This window comes from Streptomyces sp. AA4 (assembly GCF_000158875.1).
Classification (GTDB): domain Bacteria; phylum Actinomycetota; class Actinomycetes; order Mycobacteriales; family Pseudonocardiaceae; genus Amycolatopsis.
In genome coordinates, this window is record NZ_GG657746.1 from 7,686,769 (window position 1) to 7,700,974 (window position 14,206).

General features: G+C 69.8%; 16 protein-coding genes and 2 riboswitches. Of the genes, 8 read left to right on the top strand and 8 right to left on the bottom strand.

The window, feature by feature from the left end:
- Position 1: 1 nt before the first annotated feature.
- On the top strand, positions 2-2,290 hold the full coding sequence (locus tag SSMG_RS35005) for an AAA family ATPase (RefSeq protein WP_037718518.1): 2,289 nt from the start codon (positions 2-4) through the stop codon (positions 2,288-2,290).
- Between the two features lie 235 nt (positions 2,291-2,525).
- Here SSMG_RS35005 and SSMG_RS35010 read toward each other — a convergent pair whose 3' ends face one another.
- Positions 2,526-3,188, bottom strand: a complete 663-nt coding sequence (locus SSMG_RS35010; RefSeq protein ID WP_009084014.1) for a LytR C-terminal domain-containing protein — start codon at positions 3,186-3,188, stop codon at positions 2,526-2,528.
- Positions 3,185-3,493, bottom strand: coding sequence for a DUF3263 domain-containing protein (locus SSMG_RS35015; RefSeq protein ID WP_009084016.1), 309 nt, complete (start codon positions 3,491-3,493; stop codon positions 3,185-3,187). Before SSMG_RS35015 ends, SSMG_RS35010 begins: the two co-directional genes overlap by 4 nt.
- Positions 3,494-3,632: 139 nt before the next feature.
- On the opposite strand from SSMG_RS35015, the gene SSMG_RS35020 reads away from it, so the two are divergent.
- From SSMG_RS35020 to SSMG_RS35035, 4 genes are all read left to right on the top strand, one after another.
- Positions 3,633-4,199: a peptide deformylase gene (locus tag SSMG_RS35020; protein WP_009084018.1), complete on the top strand. Its 567-nt coding sequence runs from the start codon at positions 3,633-3,635 to the stop codon at positions 4,197-4,199.
- A 127-nt stretch (positions 4,200-4,326) separates the two neighbouring features.
- A riboswitch (TPP riboswitch) is annotated at positions 4,327-4,459 on the top strand.
- A 47-nt stretch (positions 4,460-4,506) separates the two neighbouring features.
- Entirely contained in the window at positions 4,507-6,096 is a 1,590-nt protein-coding gene (gene thiC, locus SSMG_RS35025; protein WP_286157090.1) for a phosphomethylpyrimidine synthase ThiC, read from the top strand.
- Positions 6,093-6,917, top strand: coding sequence for a bifunctional hydroxymethylpyrimidine kinase/phosphomethylpyrimidine kinase (gene thiD / locus SSMG_RS35030; RefSeq protein WP_009084022.1), 825 nt, complete (start codon positions 6,093-6,095; stop codon positions 6,915-6,917). Before thiC ends, thiD (SSMG_RS35030) begins: the two co-directional genes overlap by 4 nt.
- A 16-nt stretch (positions 6,918-6,933) precedes the next feature.
- Positions 6,934-7,137 carry a hypothetical protein gene (locus SSMG_RS35035; RefSeq protein ID WP_009084024.1) on the top strand — a complete coding sequence of 68 codons (204 nt, stop codon included), beginning with the start codon at positions 6,934-6,936 and terminating at the stop codon, positions 7,135-7,137.
- Here the strand turns inward: SSMG_RS35035 and SSMG_RS35040 are convergent.
- The gene (locus tag SSMG_RS35040; protein WP_037715870.1) at positions 7,134-8,141 is read right to left on the bottom strand and encodes a phosphatidylinositol-specific phospholipase C domain-containing protein; all 1,008 of its coding nucleotides are present in this window, start codon (positions 8,139-8,141) and stop codon (positions 7,134-7,136) included. The two genes, SSMG_RS35035 and SSMG_RS35040, sit on opposite strands and share 4 nt — an antisense overlap.
- A gap of 111 nt (positions 8,142-8,252) precedes the next feature.
- Between SSMG_RS35040 and thiD (SSMG_RS35045) the strand changes: the two genes are divergently transcribed.
- A complete protein-coding gene (thiD, locus tag SSMG_RS35045; protein ID WP_037715873.1) occupies positions 8,253-9,086 on the top strand; it encodes a bifunctional hydroxymethylpyrimidine kinase/phosphomethylpyrimidine kinase in 834 nt (277 codons plus the stop codon).
- On the opposite strand, the gene SSMG_RS35050 is transcribed toward thiD (SSMG_RS35045), so the two are convergent.
- Both SSMG_RS35050 and SSMG_RS35055 read right to left on the bottom strand, forming a co-directional pair.
- Entirely contained in the window at positions 9,083-9,514 is a 432-nt protein-coding gene (locus tag SSMG_RS35050) for a MarR family winged helix-turn-helix transcriptional regulator (protein WP_037718524.1), read from the bottom strand. The two genes, thiD (SSMG_RS35045) and SSMG_RS35050, sit on opposite strands and share 4 nt — an antisense overlap.
- Before the next feature lie 143 nt (positions 9,515-9,657).
- On the bottom strand, positions 9,658-10,281 hold the full coding sequence (locus SSMG_RS35055; protein ID WP_009084032.1) for a TetR/AcrR family transcriptional regulator: 624 nt from the start codon (positions 10,279-10,281) through the stop codon (positions 9,658-9,660).
- Between the two features lie 57 nt (positions 10,282-10,338).
- On the opposite strand from SSMG_RS35055, the gene SSMG_RS35060 reads away from it, so the two are divergent.
- Positions 10,339-11,280 (top strand): NAD(P)-dependent alcohol dehydrogenase, encoded by a 942-nt coding sequence (locus tag SSMG_RS35060; protein ID WP_009084034.1) that lies wholly within the window; start codon positions 10,339-10,341, stop codon positions 11,278-11,280.
- Positions 11,281-11,284: 4 nt separating this feature from the next.
- Here SSMG_RS35060 and SSMG_RS35065 read toward each other — a convergent pair whose 3' ends face one another.
- The 3 genes from SSMG_RS35065 to thiO all read right to left on the bottom strand — a co-directional run bounded on the left by SSMG_RS35065 (position 11,285) and on the right by thiO (position 13,325).
- Entirely contained in the window at positions 11,285-12,043 is a 759-nt protein-coding gene (locus SSMG_RS35065; protein WP_086024923.1) for a thiazole synthase, read from the bottom strand.
- Entirely contained in the window at positions 12,040-12,240 is a 201-nt protein-coding gene (gene thiS, locus SSMG_RS35070; RefSeq protein ID WP_009084038.1) for a sulfur carrier protein ThiS, read from the bottom strand. Before thiS ends, SSMG_RS35065 begins: the two co-directional genes overlap by 4 nt.
- Positions 12,240-13,325, bottom strand: a complete 1,086-nt coding sequence (gene thiO, locus SSMG_RS35075) for a glycine oxidase ThiO (protein WP_009084040.1) — start codon at positions 13,323-13,325, stop codon at positions 12,240-12,242. The genes thiS and thiO overlap by 1 nt, the downstream gene beginning before the upstream one ends.
- A riboswitch (TPP riboswitch) is annotated at positions 13,322-13,429 on the bottom strand. (Overlaps the previous gene by 4 nt.)
- Before the next feature lie 30 nt (positions 13,430-13,459).
- Here thiO and thiE point away from each other — a divergent pair.
- Entirely contained in the window at positions 13,460-14,125 is a 666-nt protein-coding gene (gene thiE, locus SSMG_RS35080; protein ID WP_009084042.1) for a thiamine phosphate synthase, read from the top strand.
- The last annotated feature ends 81 nt before the right edge of the window (positions 14,126-14,206 follow it).

Genomic DNA, 14,206 nt, shown 5'->3' on the forward strand with positions numbered 1-14,206 from the left:
CGTGAGCGATCCGCAGATCACCTTGACCGTCCGGCACACGCCGTCCGCGCTCGACGCGCGGCGGGGCGTTGTCCGGCTGCACCCGGAAGTGCTCGACGCGCTCGGCCTGCGGGCCTGGGACGCCGTGCACCTCACCGGCGCGCGGCGCACTGCCGCGTTGGCCGCGCCCGCCGCGGAGGAGGCGACACCAGGGGTCGTGCTGACCGATGACGTCACCATGTCGAACCTCGGCGTCGCTGAGGGCGGCGAGGTCGTTGTCTCGCCCGCGGAGGTCACCGCTGCCCGCACGGTCACTGTGTCCGGCTCTCGGCTGGCGTCGGTTTCGGTTTCGCCGCAGACGTTGCGGCTCGCGCTCACTGGCAAGGTTTTGACCCGCGGGGACGCGGTTTCCCTGTTGCCGCAAGACCTCGCGCCCGCGCCGGGCTCGGACGTCGCCGCTGTGCGCGGCCAGCTGTCCCGCGTGATCGGGGCGACGTGGACCAACGAACTGCTGACCGTCACGGCGACGGAACCGGCTGGCGTGGTCGTGGTTGGACCGTCCACTGTGGTCAGTTGGCGGGACGGGGCCCGTACTGGGACGCCGGCCAGCGAATCTCCGACGCGCACCGCGACCGCGCTCGTCCGCACCACTGCCGTCACCGCGGCCGAGGATTACCTCGAAGCGGAGATCGTCGAAGAGGTCGTCACCGAGGCGCGCGAGGAAGAGCTGGACGAGCCGGTGCCGGTCGCGGATCTGGTCGGGGCCGAGAGCGCGGCGCGCAAGCTGTCCGAGTGGTTCGATCTGGCGTTCCACCGGCCCGAACTCTTGGCGAAGCTGGGCACGTCGGCACATCTGGGTGTGCTGCTGTCGGGGCCGGAAGGCGTCGGCAAGGCGACGCTCGTGCGGTCGGTCGCCGCGGCGGAGAAGGTGCGCGTGGTGTCGGTGACCGCGCCGAATATCGCGGTGCTGGAACCGAATGCGGCGCACCGTTCGCTGCGCGAGGCGATCGACCGGGCCGGGGACGGCGACAGTCCCGGCGTGCTGTTGATCAACGACATCGACGCGCTTCTCCCAGCCACTCAGCCGCCGCCGGTGGCCACCGTGGTGCTGGAAGAACTGCGCACCGCGCTGCGCCGGGACGGGCTGGCCGTGGTGGCCACGACCGCGCGGGCCGAGTCGGTGGATCCGCGGCTGAGCGGCGCGGACCTGCTCGACCGCGAGCTGGGACTGCCGCTGCCGGAGGCGAAAACCCGCGTCGAGCTGCTGCGGATCCTGCTCCGCGACGTGCCGGTCGAAGCCGGGGCCGACCTGGGCGTGCTCGCCGAACGGACCCCCGGCTTCGTCGCCGCCGACCTGCTCGCCCTGCGCCGGGACGCCGCGTTGCGGGCCGCGCTGCGGCAGCGAGACGTGGACGAACCCAAGATCTCCCAGCAGGACCTGCTCGACGCGCTGGCCACCGTCCGGCCGATCTCCCTGTCCACTTCGGACAATCTGGCCACCGGCGGGCTGACCCTGGACGACGTCGGCAACATGACGTCGGTCAAGGAGGCGCTCACCGAAACGGTGCTGTGGCCGCTGCGCTATCCGGATTCGTTCGCCCGGCTCGGCATCGAACCGCCGCGCGGCGTGCTGCTCTACGGCCCGCCCGGCGGCGGCAAGACGTTCCTCGTCCGGGCGCTCGCCGGCACCGGCGCGCTGAACGTGTTCGCGATCAAGGGCGCGGAACTGCTGGACAAATGGGTCGGCGAATCCGAACGCGCGGTCCGCGACCTCTTCCGCCGGGCCGCCGACGCCGCGCCGTCGCTGATCTTCCTGGACGAGATCGACGCGCTCGCCCCGCGCCGCGGCCAGTCGTCCGACTCCGGCGTGGCCGACCGCGTGGTCGCCGCGCTGCTCACCGAACTCGACGGCGTCGAGCCGATGCGCGAGGTCGTCGTGCTGGGCGCGACGAACCGGCCCGAACTGGTCGACCCGGCCCTGCTCCGCCCCGGACGGCTGGAGCGGCGGATCTACGTCCCGCCGCCGGACGCCGAATCCCGCGCCGCGATCCTCGCCGCGACGGCCAAGCACACCCCGCTGGCGTCCGATGTGGACCTCGCGGCCACCGCGGAGGCGCTGGAGGGCTACTCGGCCGCCGACTGCGCCGCGCTGATCCGGGAGGCGGCACTGACCGCGATGCGCGAGTCGCTGGAAGCCCGCGAGGTGACCGCGGCGCACCTGGCGAAGGCGCGCGAGGCGGTGCGGCCGTCGCTGGACGCCGCGCAGCTGGCGACGCTGGAGGCGTACGCGCAGGCGCAGCAAGAGCGTTGAGCTGCTCGCTCGGCACCGACCGAAGGGGCGCGACGCGCGAGGTCGAAATCCGTGAGGGCCACCCTGAGGGAATCAGAGTCCCTCAGGGTTCCCCTCACGGACCTCCGCAGGAGCGAAGAGCCACGCGGCTCGCCGCTCCGAACGCGGGCCAGCCGAGGCAGCAGCCCGGCGCGCGGCCCGGCGGACATGACAAAGCCCGCGCCGTAGCGCGGGCCGTCATCGGTATCGAGGAAGGTCAGCTGCCCGAGTGCCGGGGCTGGTAGTCCTTCGTGATGATCACTATCACCCCGGGGCTCGAGTTCTGGATGCCCTCGAACCGGGGCTGGGCCTGGAAGCCGAACTCCTTGGCCAGCTGTTTCGCCGCGGCTTCCTCGTCGGTGCCCGGCCGGAAGTAGGCCGTGGTCGTCGGGATGACGCCGTCTTTGTAGTTGCCGACCTCGGCGACGTTCCAGCCCGAGCCGCGGAAGTCGGCGGCGGCCTGTTCGGCGAGGTGCTTGATCAGCGAGTTGTTGTAGACCCGCAGGGTGACCCACTTGTTGGAGGCCTGCTGGTCCGGACCCGCCTGGCCCGGCTGCCCGGGCTGCTGGCCCGGCTGGGCGCCGGGCTGCCCGGCCGGGTTCGAAGCCGGAGCCGACGACGCGGCGGACGACGAGGCCGGGGCCGACGACGCGGGCGACGACGGCGCGGAGCTGGGAGCCGCCGAGGACGACTGCCCCGGCGCGGCCGACGACGATCCGCCGGGCGCGGTGGGCTCGCCGGACGTGGTCGGTCCGGCGTTCTGGTCCCCGCTCGTGTTGAGCACGGTGATCCCGCCGATGACGGCGGCGACCACCGCGACCCCGATCAGCGCGACGCCCGCGGCCTTCAACGGCCTGGACAGTCCCGAGAAGACGCTCATGACAGCTCGATCCCCAACCGCCGGGCCCCGCGTTTGCGCTGACGGGCGGCGCGCGTTTTGCGCAGCCGCTTGACCAGCATCGGATCGGCCGCGACGGCCTCCGGCTTGGCCAGCAGCGTGTTCAGCAACTGGTAGTAACGGGTGGAGGACAGTCCGAAGCGCTCCCGGATGGCGTTCTCCTTCGCCCCGGCGTGGCGCCACCACTGCCGCTCGAACGCGAGAATGTCCAGTTCGCGTTCGGTCAGGCCACCGACATTTTCCGGCGGCGACGGCTGGTTCCCAGCCATCGACTCCGCGGCGTCCATGCGGTCCTCGCAATCGGTGTCGGCAGTCCTTCCGCGGGCGTCATTGAACCACGGAACCCATGCTCGACATGGGCATCCGACACGGCGCGTCACGGTCCGATCCAGGTGTACCAGAAGGGTCCGACTAAACTCGGCGTCCGTGACCGTCCACCCCATCTGCATCGCCGGCGAACCCGTGCTGCACCAGCCCACGCGCGAGATCACCGAGTTCGACGACAAGCTCGCCGCCCTCGTCGAGGACATGTTCGAGACCATGTACGCGGCCGAGGGCGTGGGCCTCGCGGCCAACCAGATCGGGCTCGACCTGCGGGTGTTCGTATACGACTGCCCGGACGACGAGGGCGTCGAGCACAAGGGCGTGGTGGTCAACCCGAAGCTGGAGACCTCCGAGATCCCGGAGACCATGCCGGACCCGGACGACGACTGGGAGGGCTGCCTGTCCGCGCCCGGCGAGTCGTACCCGACCGGACGCGCCAAATGGGCGAAGGTGACCGGTTTCGACGTCGAGGGCAATCCGATCGAGGTCGAGGGCACCGGCTACTTCGCGCGCTGCCTCCAGCATGAGACCGATCACCTCGACGGGTTCATTTACCTGGACCGTCTCGTCGGCCGCCACGCGCGCGCGGCGAAGAAGATGCTCAAGAAGAACAAGTGGGGCGTGCCCGGGCTGACCTGGCTGCCGCCCAAGGAACCCGCGGACGCCTGACCCGCGCCGAATTCCCCGAAGGCCTCCTCGGAATCGCCGAGGAGGCCTTCGTCGTCCTTCGGCCAGACGGGCGGGAGGGTTGTGTCCGGCCTAGGCGCCATGGCATCGTCGGACGAGCAACCTCAACCGAATGCAACGCGGGAGCTCGCGCCTTGGCGGGCTGAGAGGGTGACTGGTGTCCATCTCGCGGACACCCGGCGTCACCGACCGCATGAACCTGACCGGGTAATGCCGGCGTAGGGAGTGAACGTCGTTGACGACGCTGGAAAACCAGGGTGCCATCGCCCCGTCCGTCACCACCGGGCCGATCACCGGCTCGCGGAAGGTCTACCACCGCACCGAATCCGGGCTGCGGGTTCCGGCTCGGCGGATCGACCTGTCGAACGGGGAGCATTTCGACGTGTACGACACGTCCGGCCCCTACACCGATCCGGACGCGAACATCGATGTCCACAATGGACTGCACCCGCTTCGGTCCGGCTGGGCCGACGGGCGGGAGCACAACACCCAGCTCGGCTGGGCGAAAGCCGGGGTGATCACCCGGGAAATGGAGTTCATCGCCGCGCGCGAGCGCTGCACTCCGGAGTTCGTGCGGGACGAGGTCGCCCGCGGGCGCGCGGTGATCCCGGTCAACCGCAAGCATCCGGAGACCGAGCCGATGATCATCGGCAAGAACTTCCTGGTGAAGATCAACGCCAACATGGGAAACTCGGCCGTCTGGTCCTCTGTGGAGGAAGAGGTCGACAAGATGGTGTGGGCCACCCGCTGGGGCGCCGACACGATCATGGACCTCTCCACCGGCAAGCGGATCCACGAGACGCGCGAGTGGATCGTGCGCAATTCGCCGGTCCCGGTCGGCACCGTGCCGATCTACCAGGCGCTGGAAAAGGTCAACGGGGAGCCGGAAAAGCTCACCTGGGAGATCTACCGCGACACCGTGATCGAGCAGTGCGAGCAGGGCGTCGACTATATGACGGTGCACGCCGGCGTGCTGCTGCGCTACATCCCGCTCACCGCGCGCCGGGTCACTGGCATCGTCAGCCGCGGCGGGTCGATCATGGCGGCCTGGTGTCTCGCGCACCACCAGGAATCCTTCCTGTACACGCATTTCTCCGAGCTGTGCGAGATCCTGCGCGAGTACGACGTGACGTTCTCGCTCGGCGACGGCCTCCGCCCCGGCTCGATCGCGGACGCCAACGACCGTGCCCAGTTCGCCGAATTGGAAACCCTCGGCGAGCTGACGCACATCGCCCGCGAGCACGACGTGCAGGTGATGATTGAGGGCCCCGGCCACGTGCCGATGCACAAGATCAAGGAAAACGTCGAGCTGGAAGAGAAGCTCACCGGCGAGGCCCCGTTCTACACGCTCGGCCCGCTCGCCACGGACATCGCCCCGGCGTACGACCACATCACCTCGGCGATCGGCGCGGCGCAGATCGGCTGGTACGGCACGGCGATGCTGTGCTACGTCACGCCGAAGGAGCACCTGGGCCTGCCCAACCGCGACGACGTGAAGACCGGCGTGATCACCTACAAGATCGCCGCGCACGCCGCCGACCTCGCCAAGGGCCACCAGTACGCGCAGGACTGGGACGACGAATTGTCCAAGGCCCGCTTCGAATTCCGGTGGAACGACCAGTTCAACCTGTCGCTCGACCCGGACACCGCGCGGTCCTTCCACGACGAGACGCTTCCCGCGGAACCGGCGAAGACCGCGCACTTCTGCTCGATGTGCGGGCCGAAGTTCTGCTCGATGCGGATCACCCAGGACGTGCGCAAGTACGCCGAGGAGCACGGTCTGTCGTCCGTGGAGGCGATCGAGGCGGGCATGGCCGAGAAGTCCGCGGAGTTTTCCGAGCAGGGCAACAAGGTCTACCTGCCCGTGGTCAACCAGTGAGCCTCACCCCTCGCACCGCCCTCACCATCGCCGGATCCGATTCCGGCGGTGGTGCGGGCGTGCAGGCCGACCTGCGCACGTTCTTCGCCAACGGCGTGCACGGACTGGTCGCGCTCACCGCGGTCACCGTGCAGAATTCGCTGGGCGTGCAAGGCTTCTCCGAAATCCCGGCCGACGTCGTCACCGCGCAGATCAAAGCGGTCGCCGAGGACATGGGCGTCAACGCGGCGAAGACCGGCATGCTCGCCACTGCGGAAATCATTCAGGCAGTGGCGAAAACGCTGGATGAAGTCCACATTGGACGCACGACGGACACGCCGTTCGTGGTCGACCCGGTAGCCGCGTCGATGACCGGCCACGCGTTGCTGCGCGAAGAAGCGCTGGAAGCGATCCGGACCGAACTGTTCCCGCGCGCCACGCTCATCACGCCGAACCTCGACGAGGTCCGGCTGCTGACCGGCGTCACGGTCACCGACGCGGCGAGCCAGCGCACGGCCGCGGAAGCGTTGCTGGAGTTCGGTTCCCAGTGGGTGCTGGTGAAGGGCGGGCACCTCTACGACGCCGCGGATTGCGTCGACCTGCTCACCGACGGTTCGGCGGTGATCGAGCTGAGCGGTCCGCGCATCGACACGGAAAACACCCACGGCGGCGGCGACACGATGGCGTCGGCGATCACCTCGTCGCTCGCGAAGGGCGCGGACGTGCCCACCGCGGTCGCGGAGGCGAAGCGGTTCATCGAGCGCTGCGTCCTGGAGGCGTATCCGCTCGGGGCCGGCGTCGGCCCGGTTTCCCCGTTCTGGCGGCTCGCGAACCCGCAGTGAATGCGACACTGGCCGGATGAGCGAGACACCGGAAGCGTTGTGGGCGAGGCTGCCGCTTGAGGCGCAGCACGAGGTCGACGGCCTGGTCACCGAGCACCGCACCGCTTCGGCGGTCAAAGCGATCCGCAAGTCGGGCGTCACGCCCCGGCCGGGGATCGCCGAAGCGCAAGCCGTGTACCAATACCGGATGTCGGTGCTGAAGCCGCCGCCGCGGTTCTAGCCGCGCGCGTCCACCGTCGGCAGCACGGTCGTGAGGCCGGTCCAGTCGGACGTCACCACGGACGCGTGCTGCTTGGCCAGTTCGGCCACGCGCTGAGTCGCCTGGTCGACGGTCGGGTTGTGGTCGTCGATGGCCGGCGCGACGTTCTGGGCGTCGGTCATCACGACGTAGTAGTGGTTGTCGTCGTACCAGGACATTCCGGCCTTGGCGAGCCATTCGCTCGCGTCTCCGTCGAATACGACAAACCACGGTTTCTGCTCCGCGGAGTATTTGTCGCGCGGGTCGCCGCCCGCGGCACCGTGCACGGTGGGGAAGATCTGTACCGAATTCAGCTTCCCGGCGGCCTTCTGAGCCAGCAAATACCCGGCGTACTCGACGTCGGTGTGGAGGGTGTCCGTCGGGTTCCCTTCCTCGACGGTGCCGGGGATGATCTCCGTGAGCACCTTGCCCCGCAACGCGTCCAGCGTCGGCCAGTTGTCCGCTTTGGACGCTTCATCCAGCGTGGCGTGACTGCCGAGCAGATCGGCGGGCTTGAACACGGCGTCCCCGAGGTGGTCGCGGAACGCCGCGTCCAACTGGGCCGGGCCGAGGCCGGTATTCGCCGAAAAGCCGGTCTTCATTTCGATCTTCAGCGTGAGCGGCCCCCGGCCGGGATGCGCGCCGAGCCAGATCCGGATGTCGTCCAGACACGATTCGAGATCCTTGTTGGTCCCGCCGGAGTAAAGGTCGGCCGCCGAATGCGCGTCGACGCAGTTGTTGCCGTTGCCCAGCGGAGTGGAATGGCTGACCTTCCACTCGTGGGTGAAGAAGTCCGGCCAGACGTCCAGTTCGAGCAGGGACGAGCCGTTGTCCAGCGCCTGCGCGAGGTACGGGTACGCGGCGGGGTCGTAGGTGTTGTGCACGCCGACCGTGGTCACGTGCGAGAGCTTCGGGCTGTCCGCGTGCGCCACCCCGGGCACGGCCAGCGCGGACAGGAGCAGAAGACCGGCCGCGGCGAGCTTCACAGGTGTCTCCTTCGTCACTGGACCAGCAGCGACGTTTACTGTGCCATCGTGGTGGACTGTGCATGAAGCACTGTTGCCTCAATGGACCAGACCAGAAGTCGGAACGCGCACATGACTGAGAACCCGAGCCCGCCCTCCGCGCTCACCATCGCCGGATCGGATTCCGGCGGGGCCGCCGGACTGCAGGCGGACCTGCGGACCTTCCTCACCTGCGGGGTGCACGGCCTGGTCGCGGTCACCGCGGTCACCGTCCAGAACACGCTCGGCGTGCACGACCGCGCCGATCTGCCGCCGCACATCGTGGCCGGCCAGATCGAGGCGGTCGCGGCGGACATGGGCGTCGGCGCGGCGAAGACCGGCATGCTCGCGTCCGCGGAGATCATCCACGCGGTCGCGGCGGCCTGCGACAAGGCCGGGATCGGGCGCGACGGCGCGATCCCGTTCGTGGTCGATCCGGTGGCCGCGGCGATGACCGGTCAGTCGCTGTTCGACGACAACGGCCTCGCCGCGCTGCGCGACGAACTCCTGCCGCGCGCCACCGTGCTCACGCCGAACCTGGACGAGGTGCGGCTGCTGACCGGCATGACGGTGACCGATCGCGAGGGCATGCACACCGCGGCCGTCGTGCTGCACCAGCTCGGCCCGAAGTATGTGCTGGTGAAGAGCGGCCACCTGCAGTCCGACCCGGAGTGCGTCGACCTGCTCTTCGACGGTTCGACGTTCGTGGAGCTGCCCGGTCCGCGCTGGCAGACCCCGCACACACACGGGGCCGGCGACACGATGGCCTCGGCGCTCACCGCAGGGCTGGCCAAGGGCATGTCGGTCGTCGAAGCGGCCCGCTACGGCAAATGGTTTGTCTCGCAGGCCGTCGAACACTCGTACCCGATGGGCGCGAAAGTCGGCCCGGTGTCGGCGTTCTGGCGGCTGGCCCCGGAAGAGCGCTAGCCCTCGTCGGAGATCAGGGCTTCCAGCGCGGGGAGCGCGGCGATGATCGACTCGCGGGCCTCGGGGGTGAGCCGGTCGAGGCGGCGGTTGAGTTCCTGCACGCGAGTGGACCGCACGCCGGAGACCAGGCGTTCGCCTTCCTCGGTGGCGCGGGCCAGCCAGGCGCGCCGGTCGACCGGGTCGGATTCGCGGGTGACGTAACCGGCCTCCACCAGCGTGGCCACGATTCGCGACATCGTGGCCGCCGCGACGCCCTCCTTCGCGGCGAGGTCGCCGAGGCGCAGCTCGCCGAAGTGGACGAGCGTGGCCAGCGCGGAGATCGAGCCGTGCCCCGGTCCGGGCGCGCCCGCCTGGCGCAGCGAGCGGGAAAGCCGCCCCACCGCTAGATACAACCGGCCCGTTACGTCCTGGACCGAGGAAAGAGTCACGATCGGCTCCTTCTGACGCTGGTGCCCGCCGCTGGGTGCGCCGGAAAGGGTGCCGTCAACCATACGGCGTACCCGTGCTCAATCCGTGTCAAGCGCGGGCGAAATCACCATTACCCGCCAATTTGTGCAGCTTGGCCGCCCATTCAGAGCACCGACCCGTCGAGCGGAAGCTCCGCAGGCGGCGGCAGCGGCGCGGCCGTCTCCGCCCGGAACGACTGCAGCAGGTAGGCCGCGAGCCGCCGCGACGCCGCCGGTGCCGCGGCTCCCGCGCCCGACCGCAAGCCGCCGTTCGCCAGCAAGATCAACGACAGGTCGGAAACCGCGAAGTCGGCCCGCAGCGCACCGGCTTCCTGCGCCCGGCGGATCAACTCGGTGAACGCCCGCATCGCCCGGTCGCGCAACTGCCCGAAGGCGGCCTGCTCCGGCAGCGCGGCCACGATGGCGGCGGAGAAACCGTGGTTGCGCGCCTGCATCGAGCACACCTCCTCGATCACCCGGCTGAAGCCGCGCCACGGATCGGGGTCGGCGAGCGCCTCGTCGAGCATGCCCGCGCATTCGGCCATCGGCTCCGCGAAGGCCGCGGCGACCAGGTCGGCCTTGGTCGGGAAATGGCGGTACACCGTGGCGACGCCGAGCCCGGCACGCCGTGCCAGCTCGCTCATCGACACGTCCAGCCCCTCGGTCTCGAACGTGCGCCCGGCGACCTCGAGGATATGCGCGCGATTGTGAGCGGCGTCGGTGCGCAACCGAGTCGATTTTTCCGGCACCCTCTCACTTTACGTGAACCGGAAGACCCTTTCCACTTTCCGTGCTAGAAGTGGAACATGCTTTCCACTTCGATGCGAGCCATCGCCTACGACCGCTACGGACCACCGGAAGTCCTGCGCGAGACCACTGTTCCGGTCCCGGTGCCCGGCCCCGGCGAAGTCCTCGTCCGAGTGCGCGCGCTGACGGTCAACGGCGGCGAACTCGCGCTGCGGTCCGGGAAGCTGCTTCCGTTCAGCGGCAAGCGGTTTCCCAAGCGGATCGGCCTGGACCTGGTCGGCGAGGTCGTGGAACCCGGCACGAGCAGATTCGCCGTCGGCGACCTCGTCTGGGGCGTCGGGCGACGGGTGGGCACCGCCGCCGAGTACGCCGTGCTGGCCGCCGGTCGGCTGGCGCACGTGCCAGCCGGACTGAAACCCACGGAGGCGGCATCGTTGCTGGCGGGCACCACCGCGATCACCGCGCTGCGCGACAAAGCCCACCTCAAGCCAGGCGAACGCCTGCTGATCCGCGGCGCGACGGGTGGCGTCGGATTTGTGGCCACGCAGCTCGGCAAAGCCATGGGCGCCCACGTGACCGGGCTGACCAGCGCCAAGAACCTCGAACTGGCAAGGGAACTCGGCGCGGAGGTCGCCCTCGACTACCGCGTTCCAGGCGACCTCGGGAAGTTCGACGTCATCCTCGACACCGTTGGCCGCGACCTAGACACCTTCCGGCGCCTGCTGACCCCGCGCGGACGGATGGTGGCGATCGCGTTCGACCTCGACCATCCGGTCCGCACGCTCGGTTATCTGGCAGCGAATTCCCTGCGCCCTACCCGCTGGGTGCGGGCCTTCAGCGGAAACCCCAAGGCAGACCTGCTCGCCGACCTGAGCCGGTGGGTCGACGCCGGGTTGGTGCGCCCGTTGGTGGACCGGGTGTTTCCGTTGGCCGACATCGCCGACGCACACCGCGCGCTCGAAAACGGCGGCGTGCGCGGCAAAATCGTCGTCGAGGGGTAACAGCTCAGCGAGGCGGGCTGGACGCCTGCGCCCAAAACCGCTGCGGAACCCTTCCCGCACCCCGCGCCAGGTACCCGGCCTCCACCGCGCTCCGCATCGCCAGCGCCATTCGTTCCGGATCCGCCGCGCGGGTCACCGCGGTCGACAGCAGCACCGCCGAGCAGCCGAGTTCCATCGCCAGCGTGGCGTCCGACGCCGTGCCGATCCCCGCGTCCAGCACGATCGGCACCGACGCGCGCGAGACGATCAGCTCGATGTTGTGCGGGTTCCGGATGCCCAGCCCGGTGCCGATCGGGGCGCCGAGCGGCATCACCGCGGCGCACCCCGCCTCCTCCAGGCGGAGGGCGAGCACCGGGTCGTCGTTGGTGTACACGAACACCGTGAATCCGTCCGCCACCAGGCGTTCGGCGGCTTCGAGGGTCTCCAGCGGATCGGGCAGCAGGGTCCGGTCGTCGGCGTGCACCTCGAGTTTGACCAGGTTCGTTTCCAGCGCCTCGCGGGCCAGCTGGGCGGTGAGCACGGCCTCGGCCGCCGTCCGGCAGCCCGCGGTGTTGGGCAGCAGCTCGATGTCCAGGCGCCGCAACAACTCCAGCACGCCGGAACCGCCCTCGGCGTCGGCGCGGCGCATCGCGACGGTGGTGAGCTGGGTGCCCGACGCGACCAGCGCTCGTTCCAGCACTTCGAGATTCGCCGCGCCACCGGTGCCGATGATCAATCGCGACGACAGCTTGTGTTCGCCGATGATCAGGTCGTCCATGCTCAACCTCCTTGAACCGCGGTCAGCACTTCGAGCTGGGCACCCTTCGGCACGACCGCTTCTTCCCATTCGCCCCGCCGCACCACCACGCCGTTGACCGCGACGGCCACGCCCCGGCGTTCCGCTCCCAGCGCGTCGAGGACCGCGGAAACGGTGCTGTCGTCGGGAAATTCCCGCCATTCGCCGTTGACCTTGATCTCCATCAGACTCGCTCCTTCTCGAGACGGGCGGGCGTCGCCGCGGCGACCTCCGGCGGCGGGGCTTCGCCAGCCAGCCACGCGACCACAGCGTCCGCAGTCGCGGGCGCCATCAGCAAACCGTTGCGGTGATGTCCTGTCGCCGCGTACACGCCTTCGCGCACTTCGCCGATGTACGGCAAAGCGTCCCGACTCGCGGCACGCAGTCCGGCTGCGACTTCCACCAGCTCGTACTCCGTGATGCCAGGCAGAATTCGTTCCGCGCCTTCCAGCAACTCGCGTACGCCGCGCGCGGTGACGGCCTGGTCGAAACCGGCTTCGTACTGCGTCGCGCCAAGGACCAGTTCGCCGTCTTCTCGCGGTACCAGATAGATCGGCCGCCCTTCGACCATCGCGCGCACCGTGTACGGCGGAGGCGGCAGGCAGCCACGACGCGGACGCAGTCGCAGAATCTCGCCCTTCAGCGGGCGTACGGCGTGCTCCAGCAACGGATGCAACTGACCGGTCCACGCGCCCGCAGCGAGGATCACCGGACCGGACACTTCGGAGAGACTCCGCAGCCGCTCGCGCCGGAACTCGACCCCACGCTTCGTAGCCGCTTCGCTCAGCGCAGTAAGCAGTTTCCGGTTGTCCACGGCTAAATCACCCGGCACGTGCAGGCCGCTGCGCACCGAGCCGACGCCCGGCGCGAGCCGCTTCACCTCGCGCCCGGTGAGGGTCTCGACGTCACGGCCGAGCGAACGCAGGTACCCGGCGAGGATGTCGAGGTGCCCGGCGTCGGCGCTGTCGAACCCGACGACGATCGTGCCGTGCTCGGCGAGCCCGGGATCGGTGCCCTCGTCGGCGAGGTCGCGCGCGAAGCCCGGCCAGCGTCGCAGCGACGCTTCCCCCAGGCTGAGCACGGCTTCCTCGCCCGGCCACGCCTCGGTGACCGGCGCGAGCATCCCGCCGGCGAGCCAGGAGGCCCCGCCGCGCACGGGTTCAGGGTCGACGACCGTGACGCGCCATCCGCGGGCGGCCGCGCGCCAGGCCGCGGACAGCCCGATGACGCCGCCGCCGACGACAGTGACGGTTGTGGTGCTGGTGTTCACAGTGGAATCACGCTCCCTGCGCCGGCATGACCCGGATCAGGTTCCACGGTCGGAGCGGCAGCTCCCTCTCAGCCCGTTTGCCTCGGGCTCCCGTGCGGACTCCCACACCGTAGCGCGCGGGTAACGTCACCGCCATGCCTGCCTTGACCGGAGACCAAATTCGCACCCGGCTAGCCGACGCGCGCCTGTACCTGTGCACCGACGCCCGCACCTCGCGAGGCGACCTAGCCGAGTTCGCCGACGCGGCCTTGGCGGGCGGCGTCGACATCGTGCAGCTGCGGGACAAGACCGGCGGCGCCCCGCTGGAGGCCAAGCAGGAAATCGCGGCACTAGAGGTCCTGGCAGAGGCCTGCGCCCGTCACGGAGCGCTGCTCTCGGTAAACGACCGAGCAGACGTAGCCCTGGCTGTCGGCGCCGACGTCCTGCACCTGGGCCAAGACGACATCCCGGTCTCCCTGGCCCGCCGAGTCCTTGGCGACGACGTAGTGATCGGCCGATCCACCCATTCGGAGCAGCAAGCCACCGCAGCCGCCACCGAGACGGGAGTGAACTACTTCTGCACCGGCCCGTGCTGGCCCACCCCCACCAAACCGGGCCGCTACGCCCCCGGCCTGGACCTGGTCCGCGCCACCGCCGCAAGCGGAACCGACCGCCCCTGGTTCGCCATCGGCGGCATCGACGAAACCCGCCTGCCCGAAGTACTGGCCGCAGGCGCCACCCGCATCGTCGTAGTCCGGGCAATCACCGAAGCAGAAGACCCCAAAGCAGCCGCACAAACCTTGAAGGCCCAGCTTCGGTAAACCGCAGCCGAACCCCCCCAACCATCGAGGCACCCAGCCCCTCCCCCGCACCCCGATACGAAGCCTCCCTGCGGTTCGGGG

Coding starts and splice junctions, on each gene's coding strand:
- thiE (WP_009084042.1), top strand. CDS start 13,460: ATGCCTGCCTTGACCGGAGACCAAATTCGCACCCGGCTAGCCGACGCG.
- SSMG_RS35035 (WP_009084024.1), top strand. CDS start 6,934: ATGAGCGAGACACCGGAAGCGTTGTGGGCGAGGCTGCCGCTTGAGGCG.
- SSMG_RS35060 (WP_009084034.1), top strand. CDS start 10,339: ATGCTTTCCACTTCGATGCGAGCCATCGCCTACGACCGCTACGGACCA.
- SSMG_RS35015 (WP_009084016.1), bottom strand. CDS start 3,493: ATGGACGCCGCGGAGTCGATGGCTGGGAACCAGCCGTCGCCGCCGGAA.
- thiD (WP_037715873.1), top strand. CDS start 8,253: ATGACTGAGAACCCGAGCCCGCCCTCCGCGCTCACCATCGCCGGATCG.
- SSMG_RS35010 (WP_009084014.1), bottom strand. CDS start 3,188: ATGAGCGTCTTCTCGGGACTGTCCAGGCCGTTGAAGGCCGCGGGCGTC.
- thiS (WP_009084038.1), bottom strand. CDS start 12,240: ATGGAGATCAAGGTCAACGGCGAATGGCGGGAATTTCCCGACGACAGC.